This is a genomic window from Streptomyces sp. DvalAA-43 (assembly GCF_900091725.1).
Taxonomy (GTDB): domain Bacteria; phylum Actinomycetota; class Actinomycetes; order Streptomycetales; family Streptomycetaceae; genus Streptomyces; species Streptomyces pulveraceus.
In genome coordinates this window covers 543,401-558,071 of sequence record NZ_FMBW01000044.1, presented here as the reverse complement: position 1 = coordinate 558,071, position 14,671 = coordinate 543,401, and the positions used below count along the sequence as shown (strand labels likewise).

Here is a 14,671-nt window from a genome sequence, read left to right as displayed (position 1 = left end):
ACACCGCGAGTGAGCCGTTCTATTACCGCGCCGCCCTGCGGGGATCGCCCTGGTATGCCCCCGCCCCCGGTGTCGCCCCGGTCAGCCCGTGGTGCCGACGCCCGTGCAGGTACGGGCGTTCACCTGGAGGGCCAGTGCCGTGTTCGCGCCCAGGGTCGCGGTGAACTGGCCCGAGCCGTTCACCGTGACGCCGTTGCCGGACTGGATGTCGCAGTAGTCTCCGGCGGGCAGCGAGGTCTGGAACGTCCGGGTCAGCGCGGAGCCCTCGTGGTTGATGGCGACGTACGCCTTGGCTCCGCGGCCGAAGGCGATCCGGTCGCCGCCGTCGTCCCACCAGTCGGTGACGGCCTCGCCGCGCGCGGTGTTGCGGAAGCCCACCATGGAGGCGATCTCGCGCCAGGCGTGCTGGCACTTCCATCCGTCGCTGTAACAGGCGTTCACCGTGCCGCCGTTGGGCGGACCGGCGTCCTTGTCGGACCACTCGTAGCCGGAGTGGACGTCGGGCGAGCCGTAGGGCCAGGCCAGCATGAAGACATTGGCGAGGGTGTAGTTCGCGCCGTCCTTGTAGTTCAGTGTGTCGCCGCCGCGCTCGGTGTCGTGGTTGTCGACGAACACCGCGGCCTTCGACGACGGCATGAAGCCCCAGCCCTCGCCGAAGTTCTTCAGATAGGCGAGGTTCTCGTTGTCGAAGACCTGCTTGAGGCTGCGGGCGTAACGGAATTCCTGGACGTCGCCGGTTCCGGTGTACTCGTCGGGCTGGACGGCCTCGCCCGCCCCGTATATCGCCTCCTGCTTCCAGTAGACGTTCGGGTCGCTCAGCCGTGACTTGATGTTCGCCAGGTCGGCGGCGGGCATGTGCTTGGCGGCGTCGATGCGGAAGCCGTCCACGCCCAGGGAGCGCAGGTCGTCGAGGTAGGCGGCGATCCGGCCGCGTACGTAGTCCTCGCCGGTGTCCAGGTCGGCGAGGCCGACGAGTTCGCAGTTCTGGACGTTGGCGCGGTCCTGGTAGTTGGTGATCTGGGCGGTGCAGTCGTCCATGTCGGCCGCGGAGTACACGCCGGGGTAGTCGTACTTGGTGTACGACGACCCGCCGGTGCCGGTGCCCGATCCGGCCGACATGTGGTTGATGACGGAGTCGGCGACCACCTTGACGCCCGCGGCGTGGCAGGTGCCGACCATGGCGGCGAAGGCGGCGCGGTCGCCGAGCCGTCCGGCGATCCTGTAGCTGACCGGCTGGTACGAGGTCCACCACTGGCTGCCCTGGATGTGCTCCTGGGGCGGCGAGACCTGTACGTAGCCGTAGCCGGCCGGGCCGAGGGTGTCCGTGCACGCCTTGGCCACGGAGTCGAACTTCCACTCGAAGAGGACGGCGGTGACGTCCTTGTCGCCGGGGGCGGCGGCCTGGGCGGTGGTGGCCGGGGATATGAGGGCGGCGGCGCCCGCCGCCAGGGCGAGCGCCGCGGAGAGTGGTCTGCGTGCCATGTTTCCTCCTGCTGTGGGGGGAAATGCGGGTGACGGTGCAGCCTCACATGGCAACGCGCCCTGCCTTCAAGGCTCCTGAAGGTTCTTGCTGCAAGAATGCAAACCTTGCCGCGACGCAGACCGTACGAGCCCGTCAGTCCCCGGTCAACCCCTTGGACACCGTCCGCTCACATCCAGGAAATACGGCAGTTTTCTTTCTGCAAGGTCTTTCGCAAAACATTGCAGCGCTGTTACGTTTCTCCCGACTCCGGTCCGGCCGGCCGGGGGTTCCGGCGACCCCGGACCCCACGCGCCCGGCCGGCCGGGCCGGTCACGGACAAGAGAGGCACCCGGAGTCGCACTCCCCGCCGGCCCATTCAGGGCCGACTCCCGGTGCCTCTCCTGTACGCCCGGACCGGCCCCGCGGGCCTCAGACCCCCCGGACCGCCGCGGTGGATCCCCGTACCACCAGCTCCGGCTGGAACACGTACTCCGTACGCTGTACCGGGCTGCCGCCGATCTCCTCCAGCAGGGCGCTCACCGCCGCCGCCGCCATGGCCTGTACGGGCTGACGCACCGTCGTCAGCGGCGGATCGGTGAACGCGATGAGCTGCGAGTCGTCGAAGCCCACCACCGACACGTCGCGCGGCACGCCGAGCCCGCGCTCCCGGGCCGCGCGCACCACGCCCAGCGCCATCAGGTCGCTGCCGCAGACGATGCCCGTGCACCCCTGGTCGAGCAGCGCCCCCGCCGCGACCTGGCCGCCCTCGACGCTGAACAGCGTGGGGCAGACCAGGAGTTCGGCCTCGGCACGGTCCAGCCCCAGCAGCCCCACCGCGGCGTCGAGGAACCCCTCGCGCTTGCGGCGGGACGGCACATAGCGCTGTGGTCCGATCGCCAGGCCGACCCGGCTGTGGCCGAGGTCGGCGAGGTGCCCGACGGCCATCCGCACGGCGGCGGCGTCGTCGGGCGAGACGAACGGGGCGCTGATCCGTTCGTTGTAGCCGTTGATCAGGACGAACGGCACGCCGCGGTCGGTGAGCGCGGCGTACCGGACCGGGTCGGCCGACAGGTCGGCGTGCAGCCCGGAGATGAAGACGATCCCGCCGACGCCGCGTTCGACGAGCTGCTCGACGAGTTCGTCCTCGGTGGCGCCGCCGGGCAGCTGGGTGCAGAGCACCGGGGTGTAGCCGTGCCCGGCCAGCATCTGTTCCACGGCCTGCGCGAACGCCGGGAAGATCGGGTTGGTGAGCTCGGGCGTCACCAGTCCGATCAGCCCGGCGCTGCGCCTGCGCAGCCGTACGGGACGTTCGTAGCCGAGGATGTCCAGCGCCGCGAGCACCCGCTGACGGGTGGGGTCCGCGACGCCCGGTTTCCCGTTGAGCACCCGGCTGACGGTCGCCTCGCTGACCGCCGCCTGACCGGCGATGTCCGAGAGTCTCGGCGCACCGCCGGTCCCGGGGCCTCCCTTCCGGGCCCTGCCGGGCTCGTCCGGCAGAGAGGCCCTGGGCAGGGGGACGGTCACACCGTCCACCACACCGTGGTGTCCGCGGGCAGCTCGATCTCGGCGCCGTCGGTGACGACCGGGCTGCTGGACAGCAGGACGTTGCCGCGCACCGGGATGCGCACCGGGCGGCCCGTCGTGTTGACGGTGCAGACGAAGCCGGGGCGGGCGAAGATCAGCAGCCCCTCCGGGGCCCCCAGCCACTCCACCGAGGCTCCGGCGCCGAGCCCCGGGTGGGCCCGGCGGGCGGCGATCGCGGACCGGTACAGCTCCAGCGTGGAGCCCTCCTCGCCGGTCTGCGCCTGGACGCTCAGCTCGCCCCAGCCCTCGGGCTGGGGCAGCCAGCTGCCGCCGTCGCCGAAGCCGTACGAGCTGCCGTCGCGGGTCCACGGGATCGGCACCCGGCAGCCGTCGCGGAAGCCGTCCTGGCCCTCCGCGCGGAAGAACGACGGGTCCTGGCGGACCTCGTCGGGCAGGTCGGTGACGTCGGGCAGGCCGAGTTCCTCGCCCTGGTAGACGTAGGCGGAGCCGGGCAGCGCCAGCATCAGCAGGGTGGCGGCGCGGGCCCTGCGCAGGCCCAGGTCGCGGTCGCCGGCGGTGCGGATCTGGGTGCCGAGGCCGGGCGGGTTGGCGAACCGGGTGGTGTGCCGGGTCACGTCGTGGTTGGAGAGCACCCAGGTGGTGGGGGCACCGACCGGGCGCATCGCGTCGAGCGAGGTGTCGATGACCTTGCGCAGCTCGGCCGCGTCCCAGGCGGTGGAGAGGTACTGGAAGTTGAACGCCTGGTGCATCTCGTCGGGGCGCACGTAGTTGGCGGTGCGCTCGACGGTGGGGGTCCAGGCCTCGGCGACGAGGATGCGCCCGCCCGTGGCCCACCACCGCCCTTCCGACGAGGGCCCTCCGGGGCCCTTCTTCTCGGGGTACTCGTCGAGGATGATGCGCCAGGAACGGTAGATCTCGTGCACCCCGTCCTGGTCGAAGAACGGCATGACGTCGTTGCCGAGCAGCTTCAGCTGGTCGTGGCTGCCGAGGTCGGGCAGACCGGCGGCCTTGACCAGTCCGTGGGCGACGTCGACCCGGAAGCCGTCGACGCCCATGTCGAGCCAGAAGCGCAGGATCGAGCGGAACTCGTCGGCGACGGCCGGGTGTTCCCAGTTGAAGTCGGGCTGCTCGGGCGCGAAGAGGTGGAGGTACCAGTCGCCCGGGGTGCCGTCCGGGTCGGTGGTCCGGGTCCAGGCCGGGCCGCCGAAGATGGACTCCCAGTCGTTGGGCGGCAGTTCGCCGTCCGCGCCCTTGCCGGGGCGGAAGTGGTAGCGCTCGCGCAGCGCGGAGCCAGGACCCTCGGCGAGGGCGCGCCTGAACCACTCGTGCCGGTCCGAGGAGTGGTTGGGCACCAGGTCCACGATGATCCGCAGGCCCAGGTCGTGGGCGTCCCGGATCAGCGCGTCGGCGTCCAGCAGGGTGCCGAACATCGGGTCGATGGTTCGGTAGTCGGCGACGTCGTAGCCCGCGTCGGCCTGCGGGGAGGCGTAGAACGGGCTGAGCCAGACCGCGTCCACACCGAGGTCCTTGAGGTACGGGAGTCTGCCGCGTACGCCGGCGAGGTCGCCCATGCCGTCGCCGTTGCCGTCGGCGAAGCTCCGTGGATAGACCTGGTAGATCACCGCGTCCTGCCACCAGCCGGTCTGGTGGGCCGGAGCGTCGCCGGACGTGCCGGTGGAGGGGGCAGCGAGGTGCTGGGTCATGTCGTCCCTGAGGTGTCGGGGTGGGAAGCGGCGCCGGGACCGGGTCGGAACACCGGCGACCGCCCCGGTGCGGGATCGGCCCGGACCGGGGGCGTGGTCGGTTGTGGTGGGGAATCCGGTTCCCCGGGGTACCTGCGGACCGCCGTGACGTGGTGCGTGCGGGTCGTGCGGGGCGTGCTGGGTCAGCCCTTGACGGCTCCGGCGGACATGCCGGTGACGAGGTGCTTCTGCGCGAACAGGAAGACCAGGGCCGCGGGTATCGCGATCAGCACGGACGCGGCGGTCATCGGGCCCCACTGGGCCCCGTACCGGTTGACGAACAGCTGGAGTCCGCCCGCGAGCGTGAGGTTGTCCTCGCCGACCATGAAGGCGGAGGCGTACGCCACTTCACCCCATGCGGTGATGAAGGAGTAGAACGCGGTGACGGCGAGGCCGGGCTTGGCGAGCGGCAGGACGAGCCGCCAGAACGTGCCGAACGGGGTGAGGCCGTCGACCTGGCCCGACTCGTCGATCTCGCGCGGGATGGTGTCGAAGAAGCCCTTCATCATCCAGGCGCAGAACGGCACCGAGATGGTGAGGTAGGTGATGACCAGACCGGCGGGCTGGTTGAGCAGCCCCATGGTCGCCATGATGTTGTAGATCGGCACGATGAGGACGGCGACCGGGAACATCTGGGTGATCAGCAGCGTCCACATCAGCCCGCGCTTGCCCGGGAACCGGAAGCGGCTGACGGCGTAGCCGGTGGAGGCGGAGACGATGACGCCGGCCAGGGTGGTGAGCCCGGCGATGAGCAGCGAATTGCCGAACCAGGTGAGGAACTTCGTGTTCTGGAGGAGGTTCGTGTAGTTCTCGAACGTCGTCTCTCTGAAGAAGTCCGTGGTGGTCGCGTACGCGGCGGGCTTCAGCGAGGTGAGCAGCACCCACAGCACGGGGAAGACGGCGATCACGGACGCGACGATCAGCGTCAGGTGCAGCGCGGTGGAAGCCAGCGGCGAACGCTCGCCGCGCAGCCGGACCTTGGACGCGGAGTGCCGCGCGGAGGGGGCGGGGGCCGTGGTCACCAGTCATCTCCCTGGGTGCGGAGGACTCGCCGGTACACGGCGGCGAAGACCATCAGGAGTACGAGGATCAGCACGCCCCAGGTGGAGGAGAGCGCGAAGTCGCGCGGGCTGATCTCGAAGGAGAACTTGTACGCCTGCGTCACCAGGATCTGGGTGGCGTCGCCGGGTCCGCCGCTGGTCAGCAGGAAGATCACCGGGAACATGTTGAAGGTCCAGATGGTGGAGAGCAGGATCACCGTCGTGGAGACGGGGCGCAGTCCGGGCAGGGTGATGTGCCGGAAGCGCTGCCAGGCGCTCGCGCCGTCCATCTCCGCGGCCTCGTAGTGCTCGCTGGGGATGGACTGGAGCCCGCCGAGGAGGGCGACCATCATGAACGGCACGCCGAGCCAGACGTTGACGGCGATGACGGAGATCTTCGCCCAGGTCGGGTCGTTGAGCCACGGGACGCCGTCGAAGCCGGACCCCGAGAGGATCTTGTTGAGCAGCCCGCGGTCCTCGTTGTAGAGGAAGCGCCAGGCGAAGACGGAGACGAAGCCGGGGATGGCCCAGGGCAGGATGAGCGCCATCCGGTACGCGGAACGCCCGGCGATCCTGCGGTTGAGGATGTTGGCGAGCGCCATGCCGAGGGCGAAGGTGACCGTCACGCAGGAGACCGTCCACACCAGGGTCCACCCGAGCGTGCCGAGGAACTCGTTGCCCGTGAGCACGTCGGCGTAGTTGTCCAGACCCACGAACTTGTACGACGCGGGGATGTGGTTGACGCCGATGGACCGTTCGACGTTGCGCTCGTTGGCGTCGGTGAGCGACAGGTAGATGCCGCGGACCAGCGGATACCCGATGATCACGCCGATCACGAGGACGACGGGGGCGACCATGGTCCAGGCGTACCAGTGGGTCGACAGCGCCCGCCGGAGCCTGCCCGGTCGGGGTGGGTTGCCAGTGCCGCGGCTCCGGCCGCGGGCGACGACGTCGTCGCCCGCGGCCTTCGCCACCGACTGGCTGGTGTGGACAGCCATCAGCCGGCCTGCCTTCCTGGGTTACTTCCAGCCCTTGAGGAGCTTGCGGTAGGAGTCGCCGGTCGTCTTGACGGCCTTCTCCGGCGTGGCCTGTCCGGTGAGGACCTTGGTGTACTCGGTGACGAGCGGGGCGAAGAGGCTGCCGGTCTCCGGGATCCAGGGGCGCTCGACGGCGGTCTCCACGACGGGCTTGAAGAAGCCGACGATCTCGTTGTCGACGACGTCCTGGCGGGCGTAGGCGGAGGTGCGGGTCGGCAGGAGGCTCAGTTCCTTGGTGACCTCGGCCTGGGTCTCCGTGGACGTCATGTAGTCGACGAACGCGTAGGAGGCTTCGAGGTTCTTCGAGCCCGCGTAGACGGCCAGGTTGTGACCGCCCTGCGGGGCGCCCTGCGCGGCGGAGCCGGCCGGGACCGGGGCGATGCCCAGGTTGGCCTTGTCCTTGAACTCCTTGCCGGCGAAGGTGTCGGCGACGGCCCACGGGCCGTTGATCATCATGGCGACCTTGCCGTCCTTGAAGGACGCCTGCATGTTCTCCCAGCCGTCCGTGGCGTCGGTCTTGGCGACACCCGAGTCGACGAGGTCCTTGACGACCTTCATCGCCTTGACGCCCTCGGGGTTGTCGATGGTGACGGACTTGGTGGACGCGTCGACCATGTCGCCGCCCTCGCCGTACAGGAAGGAGAGGAACCAGTAGGCGTCGTCACCGCGCAGGTACATACCGGTCTTGCCGGTCTTGTCCTTGATCTTCTTGGAGACGGTCTTCAGCTCGTCGACGGTCGTGGGGACCTCGACCCCGGCGTCCTTGAAGATCTTCTTGTTGTAGAAGATGCCCATGGAGTCGATGACCTGCGGCACCGCGTACGTCTTGTCCTTGTACTTGGTGGACGCGGCGGCCTGCTTCAGGAAGTCGTCCGGGTTCTTCAGCGCGGCGGTGCCGTCGAGCGGGGCCAGGTAGCCGAGGTCGGCGAACTCGGGGGTCCAGGCGACCTCGGAGCGGATGACGTCGGGGGCGTCGGAGCCGGCCTGGGCCGCGTTCTTGAACTTGTTCTGCGCGTCGCCGAAGGGCACGTTGACGTAGTTCACGTGGACCTTGGGGTGCTTCTTGGTGAAGCCCTCCGCGATCTTCTTGAAGACCTTGTCCTCGCTGCCCGCGGTGGAGGTGTCCCACCACGTCACGGTGCCGGAGAGCTCGCCCGAGCTCTTGCTCGTACCGTCGGACTCGCTGCCGCTGCCGCAGGCGGTCGCCGCGAACGCCAGGGCCGCGACCAGGGCGGTGGCCGTTATGCCACGTCGCATCTGAACTCCTTCAACTGCCGTACCGCTCCGTCGCGGCGCCGGGTCGACGTGAACGTAACAAGGATGAAAGAAGGCCGAAAGAGTTTGCGGAAGATTTCTGCAAGCACCGACGATCGTTACATTCGCGTGTCCTCACGGTTGCCGTCAAGCCCCTTGACGACGGACGCCTCGCCCTGGCAGCGGCGGGCCACGGCCCTCGGCCCGTGCGGTGCGACGATCCGACCGCCGTCCGCAAACCCGCACCGCAAGTCCTTGCAAGATGTTGCCGGGAATCCACCGCGGAGCGTCACGCGGGGGCCACTGTCCGATTCATGCACATGGTGGGCAATCCGACATACGCCCGGTACAGTCCACTTCCATGACCGCACGGCTTGCCGATATCGCAACTCAGGCGGGGGTCAGCGAAGCGACGGTCAGCCGCGTACTGAACGGCAAGCCCGGTGTTGCAGCGGCCACCCGCGAATCCGTTCTCGCCGCGCTCGACGTCCTCGGCTACGAACGGCCCGTACGGCTGCGCCGGCGCAGCGCGGGGCTGGTCGGGCTGATCACGCCCGAGCTGGAGAACCCCATCTTCCCCGCCCTGGCCCAGGTCATCGGCCAGGCGCTGACGCGGCAGGGCTACACACCGGTGCTGGCGACCCAGACCCCCGGCGGCTCCACCGAGGACGAGTTGACCGAGATGCTGGTCGACCGCGGCGTCGCGGGCATCATCTTCGTCTCCGGACTGCACGCCGACACCTCGGCCGATATGCAGCGCTATGAGCAACTGCGCGCCAAGGGCGTTCCGTTCGTCCTGGTCAACGGCTTCTCGCCCAAGGTCCAGGCGCCGTTCATCTCGCCGGACGACCGGGCGGCGATGCGGCTCGCGGTGACGCATCTGGTGTCGCTGGGCCATCAGCGGATCGGGCTGGCGGTCGGCCCGAAGCGGTTCGTGCCGGTCCTGCGCAAGATCGAGGGCTTCCGCGCCACCGTCCAGGAGCAGTTGGGCCTCGCGCCGGACGCGGCGGAGGAGCTGATCCAGCATTCGCTGTTCACTCTTGAGGGCGGACAGGCCGCGGCGTCGGCGCTGATCGAGCGGGGCTGTACGGCGGTGGTGTGCGCGAGCGACATGATGGCGCTCGGCGCGATCCGGGCCGCCCGCCGGCTGTCGTTGGAGGTGCCGCGCGATCTGTCGGTGGTCGGTTACGACGATTCGCCGCTCATAGCGTTCACCGATCCGCCGCTGACCACGATCCGTCAGCCGGTGACGGCGATGGGCCAGGCCGCCGTGCGCACCCTCCTGGAGGAGGTCGGCGGCACACCCGCCCCGCACAGCGAGTTCGTCTTCATGCCCGAGCTGGTCGTTCGCGGTTCAACGGCCGCGGGCCCCGGGCCCGCACCGGCCGCCACCGCCTGACCCGCCCAGGATCCCACGCCCGTTCGCGGTACGCAGTCCGAACACTCGCTTCCGGGACTCTTGACGGCACTCCTGACGGGACTCCCGATTGCGCTCCCTGCGGCACCCCGGCATGCGGCTTCCCGGTGCTCCCGGCGGCCGTGCTGATGTGCGGCCCGGACCCGGCCGGAGGATGATCGGGCGAAGGGCCACTTTCTGGCAGACTCTGTGCCTATGGGTGAATTGAGCGTGACATCACAGGAAGGCCGGTCGGAGGCCACCCCGTCACCCATCGTGAACGAGGCGGCCCCCGTGGCGAACCCGAAGCAGAACACCGGACGGCGCATCAGCGGCCTGGCGGGACTGCGCTCTCGGCACTCCCCCCGCCGACCGCGCATCTGGTTCGAAATCCTGCTCGTCGCCGCCAGTTACTGGGTGTACTCGCTGGTGCGCAACGCCGTCCCGGAGCAGCGGACCGAGGCCCTGCGCAACGCCGACCGGATCTGGTCGGCCGAGCGGTATCTGGGCATCGCCGTGGAGCAGTCGGTCAACCACACGGTGAATTCCGTGACATGGCTGATCGTCTCGATGAACTACTACTACGCGACACTGCACTTCATCGTCACGGTCTGTGTGCTGGTGTGGCTGTTCCACTGGCACCCGGGCCGCTACGCGGCGGCCCGGCTGGCGCTGTTCGCCACCACGGGCGTGGCGCTGCTCGGCTACTACCTGTATCCGCTGGCGCCGCCCCGGCTGATGAACGGCGGCCACTTCGTCGACACCGTCCTGGTCCACCACACCTGGGGTTCGATGGCCTCGGGCAACTTCAAGAACATGTCGAACCAGTACGCGGCGATGCCGTCGATGCACATCGGCTGGTCGCTCTGGTGCGGTCTGACGGTCTTCGCGCTGGCCTCCGCGCCCTGGGCCCGCGTCCTGGGCCTGCTCTATCCGGCGGTCACCCTGGTCGTCATCGTGTCGACCGCCAACCACTTCTGGCTGGACGCGCTGGGTGGCATGGCGTGCCTGGCCTTCGGTTACGCGGTGTCGTACGCCTGGTACGGCTCGCTGCCGCACCATCTCCCGAAGCGGGTGGCGCCGCCGTGCGGGAGGGCGCGGCTGGCCGGTCTGTCCGCGCGTACCCCGGTCCGGACCCGGCGCCCGGCGGCGGACGCGGCGGGGGCGGGCCGCCGCTGAGGGCGGACGCGGCGGCGGGCCGCCGCTGAGGGCGTCGTCGGCCCGTCCGCCGCCGCCGGAACCTCACCCCTGGTGCACCACGCGTCCCCCGCACACCGTGAGCCGCACCGGCGCCTCGGACAGCTCGTCCGCCGGTGCCGCCACCGGATCCACCCCGAACGCCGTCAGATCGGCCCGGAAGCCCACGGCGATCCGGCCCGCGACCTGCTGTTCCCCGGCGGCGACCGCCGCGTGCGAGGTGCAGCCCTCCAGCGCCATCAGCCCGGTCAGCGCCTGCTCGGCGGTGACCGGCTCGGTGTCGTACGCCCCGGGCAGCCGCCGCAGCCGGGCCGTGGCCAGCACCTGCCGTACGTCGTAGTGGGCGATCGGCCAGTCCGAGCCCAGCGCCAGGTACGCTCCGGCATCCCGCAGGTCCCGGCAGCGCCAGGCCCGTCCGGCCCGTTCGTCCCCGAGCCGCTTCGACCACTCGTCGCTGTGGTCGGCGCGGGTGTACGCGGTGTGGGTGGGCTGCATCGAGGCGATCACCCCGAGCGCGGCGAACCGGGCGGCCAGGCCGTCCGGCACGGTCTCGATGTGCTCGACGCGGTGGCGGAGCCGGCCGCTCTCCCCCAGCGCCTCCACCGTGTCCAGCACATGCCGCACGGCGGCGTCCCCGATGGCGTGCGTGGCGGTGCGCACCCCGGCGCGGTGCAGACGGGTGACGGCGGCGGTGTACGCCCCGGGGTCCGGCCAGAACGCCTCGGTGCCCTCACCGTGGCAGTCGGCGTGCTCCAGCCACGCGGTGCCGCCCTCGACGGTGCCGTCCATGAAGAACTTGACGCCGCCGACGCGCCAGAGCCGGCCCGCCTCGCGCTGGACGCGTACCAGCTCGTCCAGGGCCTCCTCGTCCGCGCCCGGCATGCACCAGGGGGCCAGCCGCAGCCGTACCGGCAGGTCGGTCTCCTCCTCCACGGCGGCCAGCAGCTCGGGCACGGAGCCGTCGGCGAGGTCCATCACATGGGCCCCGGTGAGGCCGGTGGCGGCCATGTCGGAGAGCAGCTCCACGAGGCGGGTGCGGCGTTGAGCGGAGGAGGGCCTGGGCAGCCGGCCGCCGACCAGGTCCATCGCGGCGTGCTCGATCAGGTGCCCGGTGGGGCGGCCGTCGGGGTCGCAGACGACGGTGGAGCGCTGAGCGAAAGTACGCGGGCCGGTGATCCCGGCGCGTTCCAGTGCGGCCCCGCTGGCCAGGGCCGAGTGGCCGTCGTAGAGCCGGATGAAGGCGGGGGCACCGCCGACGGCGTCCTCGATCAGGGCCCGGTCGAGGGGACGGCCGCCGAAGGCGTTGTGGTCCAGGCCCCAGGCGACGACCCAGCCCTCGGTCCGCTCGGCCGCCGCCAGGGCGGCGCGCAGCCGGCCGAGGTCGCGGACGGCGGTGAGGTCCGTGCCGGTGGCCATCTCCAGGCCCCAGACGGGGTGGCTGTGCGCGTCGACCAGGCCGGGGGTGAGGGTGGCCCCGGCCAGGTCGACGCGGACCGTGCCGTTGCCGTGCCACTCGCGCAGCCCGGCCTCGTCGCCGACGGCGGTGATCACCCCGTCCTTGACCGCCACGGCGGTGGCCTCCGGCCGGGCCGGATCGAGGGTGCGGACACGGGCTCCGGTGAGGAGGAGGTCGGCTGCGGGCACGGTGGGGCTCCTTAGACGGTGGTGGAGGTGGGGGCGGCGGGGGCGGTTGCGGCCCCGGTCTCCGGTGGCGGTGCTGTCGACGGTTCGGCCGCGAACCGGGCGTACACCTCGGGCTTGTCGCGCTTCAGCCGGTACGCGAGCGCCAGGCCGGTCAGGAAGACCGCGGGCACCAGCGAGACGAGCACGGTGTTCACGGTGGTCGAGGCGCCGGAGAAGAGATCGACGTGATCGGTGACCAGGAAGATCGCGACTGCCAGCAGCACGGCGGCGACGACCGGCGCGACGACGGTGCGGAATCTGCCCTCGCCGTGCGCGAACCGGCGGAAGAACAGCGGGACGGCGATCGCGGCGAGCAGTTGGAGCAGCATCAGGCCGAGCATTCCCGGGGTGTTGACCCAGAGCAGCAGCTGGGCGTACGGGTCGGCGCCGGCCGCCGCGAAGCCGATGACGATCACGGCGCCGAGGACGATCTGGGCGAGTCCGGCCACGTAGGGGGACCGGTGGCGCGGGTGGACGCGGCCCAGGGCCGCGGGCAGCACCCCTTCCTCGGCGAGCGCGAGTCCGTACCGGTTGATGGCGTTGTGGAAGGCGAGCAGCGAGGCGAGGACGCTGGTGACGATGAGGATGTGCATCAGGTCCGCGGCCCAGGAGCCGACGTAGTGGGTGATGGCGGAGAAGAACAGCCCGCCCGGGTCGGTGGTGGCCGCCCGGACCACGTCCGCGTCGCCGAACGCCTGGATGACGGTCCAGACGATGAACGCGTAGAACAGCCCGAGGAACGCCACGGCGATGTAGGTGGCGCGGGGGACGGTACGGTCCGGGTTCCGTGCCTCGCGCCGGTAGATGACCGTGGACTCGAAGCCGGTGAAGGCGGCGAACGCGCAGGCCAGTACGGCCGCCGTGCCGGGTACGAGGACATGGCCGGGGGCGAACGAGGCGAGCGAGATCCCTTCCGCTCCGCCGTCCAGCAGCACACCGCCGGCGAGCAGGACGAGGATGCCGGTCTCGGCGACGAGCAGTACCCCGAGGACCTTGGCGCCGAAGTCGATGGAGCGGAAGCCGCCGTACCAGATGAGCAGCAGTCCGGCGAGGGAGACCGGCAGCCAGGGGATGTCGATGCCCCACAGGGCCTGGGTGGTGTCGGCGGTGGCGGAGCCGAGCAGTCCATAGACGCCGATCTCCATACCGTTGTAGCCGAGCATCGCGAGCAGGGCGGCGGCGATGCCGACCGGGCGGCCCAGGCCCCGGGTGATGTACGCGTAGAACGCGCCACCGCTGCGGACATGGCGGCTCATCGTGGTGAAGCCGATGGCGAAGATCGCGAGGGTCACTCCGGCCAGCAGATAGCCGACGGGGGCGCCGATGCCGCCGAGCATGATGGCGATGGGGGCGACCCCGGCCATCACTGTGAGCGGGGCGGCCGCCGAGATGACGAAGAAGGCGATGTCGGCGGTGCCGAGGGTGCCTCTTCGGAGAGTGGGCGCGGACATGTGGGAGGGAGCCCTTCTGCGACTGGCGGGGAGCAGGGACCGGCAACCAGAAAACCTAAAGTCTTTCGGTTTTGCGCAATGTAGCCTCACCCACGGGCTTCCGGGAAGACCTCCCGGGGAACACACGTCAGGAGAACCACGCATGGGACGGCCGCGCACACCGCTGCTGGACCGGGAGCGCATCACCACCACCGCGCTCGAACTCATCGACGAGCAGGGCGAGTTCAGCGTCCCGCAGATAGCGCGACGGCTCGGGGTGCAGACCGGGTCGCTCTACCACCATGTGGACGGAAGGGGCGGGGTCGTCGAGCTCATCCGGGAACGGGTGTGCGCCGCGATCGACTCCACGACCCTCGACGCGGGGCCCTGGGACACGGCGATGACGGCCTGGGCCCGCTCCTACCGTGCCGCGTTCGCCGCCCACCCGCGCGCGATCCCGCTGCTGACGACGTCACCGGTGCGCGCCCCGAAGGTCCTGGACCAGTACGAGCGGGCGGTCCGGCTGCTGCTGGGCGTCGGCTTCGCGATGGCCGAGGTGATGACGGTGATCACCGCGCTGGAGAACCTGGTCCTGGGTTCGGCGCTGGACCTGGCGGCCCCGGAGACGATGTGGGAGCTCCCGGACGAGACCACGACCCCGCGCCTCGCGCAAGCGCTGGCCGCGGTGGGCACGGGCCGGGCGGACGCGGCGTTCGAGCTGGCGCTGGGCGCGTTCATCGGACACTGCCGCGGGCTGCTGGAGGCGAAGGAAGCATGAGGCCGGGGTACGCGGCGCGGTGACACGGGTACGCGTCCGCACGGCGCGGTGACACGGGTACGCGTCCGCACGGCGCGGTGACACGGGTAAGCGTCCGCACGGCGCGA

10 protein-coding genes and 1 pseudogene are annotated in these 14,671 nt (G+C 70.6%); 3 read left to right on the top strand and 8 right to left on the bottom strand.

Features of this window, described 5'->3' with window-relative positions:
• Window positions 1-87: 87 nt before the first annotated feature.
• The 6 genes and pseudogenes from GA0115234_RS19325 to GA0115234_RS19300 form a co-directional block, all read right to left on the bottom strand.
• A pseudogene (locus GA0115234_RS19325) lies at window positions 88-1,482 on the bottom strand (alpha-amylase family protein); the annotation flags it as partial.
• A gap of 409 nt (window positions 1,483-1,891) precedes the next feature.
• Window positions 1,892-2,998 (bottom strand): LacI family DNA-binding transcriptional regulator, encoded by a 1,107-nt coding sequence (locus GA0115234_RS19320; RefSeq protein ID WP_370804530.1) that lies wholly within the window; start codon window positions 2,996-2,998, stop codon window positions 1,892-1,894.
• Entirely contained in the window at window positions 2,983-4,710 is a 1,728-nt protein-coding gene (locus tag GA0115234_RS19315; protein WP_093543259.1) for a glycoside hydrolase family 13 protein, read from the bottom strand. Before GA0115234_RS19315 ends, GA0115234_RS19320 begins: the two co-directional genes overlap by 16 nt.
• 182 nt (window positions 4,711-4,892) lie before the next feature.
• A complete protein-coding gene (locus GA0115234_RS19310; protein ID WP_093543258.1) occupies window positions 4,893-5,771 on the bottom strand; it encodes a sugar ABC transporter permease in 879 nt (292 codons plus the stop codon).
• On the bottom strand, window positions 5,768-6,787 hold the full coding sequence (locus GA0115234_RS19305) for a carbohydrate ABC transporter permease (RefSeq protein WP_093543256.1): 1,020 nt from the start codon (window positions 6,785-6,787) through the stop codon (window positions 5,768-5,770). The genes GA0115234_RS19310 and GA0115234_RS19305 overlap by 4 nt, the downstream gene beginning before the upstream one ends.
• Before the next feature lie 21 nt (window positions 6,788-6,808).
• Complete coding sequence (locus GA0115234_RS19300) at window positions 6,809-8,083, bottom strand: extracellular solute-binding protein (RefSeq protein ID WP_093543255.1); 1,275 nt, start codon at window positions 8,081-8,083, stop codon at window positions 6,809-6,811.
• A 358-nt stretch (window positions 8,084-8,441) separates the two neighbouring features.
• Here GA0115234_RS19300 and GA0115234_RS19295 point away from each other — a divergent pair, with 358 nt between their 5' ends.
• Together GA0115234_RS19295 and GA0115234_RS19290 are read left to right on the top strand one after the other, a co-directional pair.
• Window positions 8,442-9,479 carry a LacI family DNA-binding transcriptional regulator gene (locus GA0115234_RS19295; protein ID WP_093543253.1) on the top strand — a complete coding sequence of 346 codons (1,038 nt, stop codon included), beginning with the start codon at window positions 8,442-8,444 and terminating at the stop codon, window positions 9,477-9,479.
• 213 nt (window positions 9,480-9,692) lie between these two features.
• Window positions 9,693-10,655 carry a phosphatase PAP2 family protein gene (locus tag GA0115234_RS19290; RefSeq protein ID WP_093543251.1) on the top strand — a complete coding sequence of 321 codons (963 nt, stop codon included), beginning with the start codon at window positions 9,693-9,695 and terminating at the stop codon, window positions 10,653-10,655.
• A gap of 63 nt (window positions 10,656-10,718) precedes the next feature.
• Here the strand turns inward: GA0115234_RS19290 and GA0115234_RS19285 are convergent, their stop codons facing one another.
• Together GA0115234_RS19285 and GA0115234_RS19280 are read right to left on the bottom strand one after the other, a co-directional pair.
• Window positions 10,719-12,317: an amidohydrolase gene (locus tag GA0115234_RS19285; RefSeq protein WP_093543249.1), complete on the bottom strand. Its 1,599-nt coding sequence runs from the start codon at window positions 12,315-12,317 to the stop codon at window positions 10,719-10,721.
• An 11-nt stretch (window positions 12,318-12,328) separates the two neighbouring features.
• On the bottom strand, window positions 12,329-13,807 hold the full coding sequence (locus GA0115234_RS19280; protein WP_093543248.1) for an APC family permease: 1,479 nt from the start codon (window positions 13,805-13,807) through the stop codon (window positions 12,329-12,331).
• 142 nt (window positions 13,808-13,949) lie between these two features.
• On the opposite strand from GA0115234_RS19280, the gene GA0115234_RS19275 reads away from it, so the two are divergent.
• Window positions 13,950-14,564 carry a TetR/AcrR family transcriptional regulator C-terminal domain-containing protein gene (locus GA0115234_RS19275; RefSeq protein WP_093543246.1) on the top strand — a complete coding sequence of 205 codons (615 nt, stop codon included), beginning with the start codon at window positions 13,950-13,952 and terminating at the stop codon, window positions 14,562-14,564.
• Window positions 14,565-14,671: the final 107 nt, after the last annotated feature.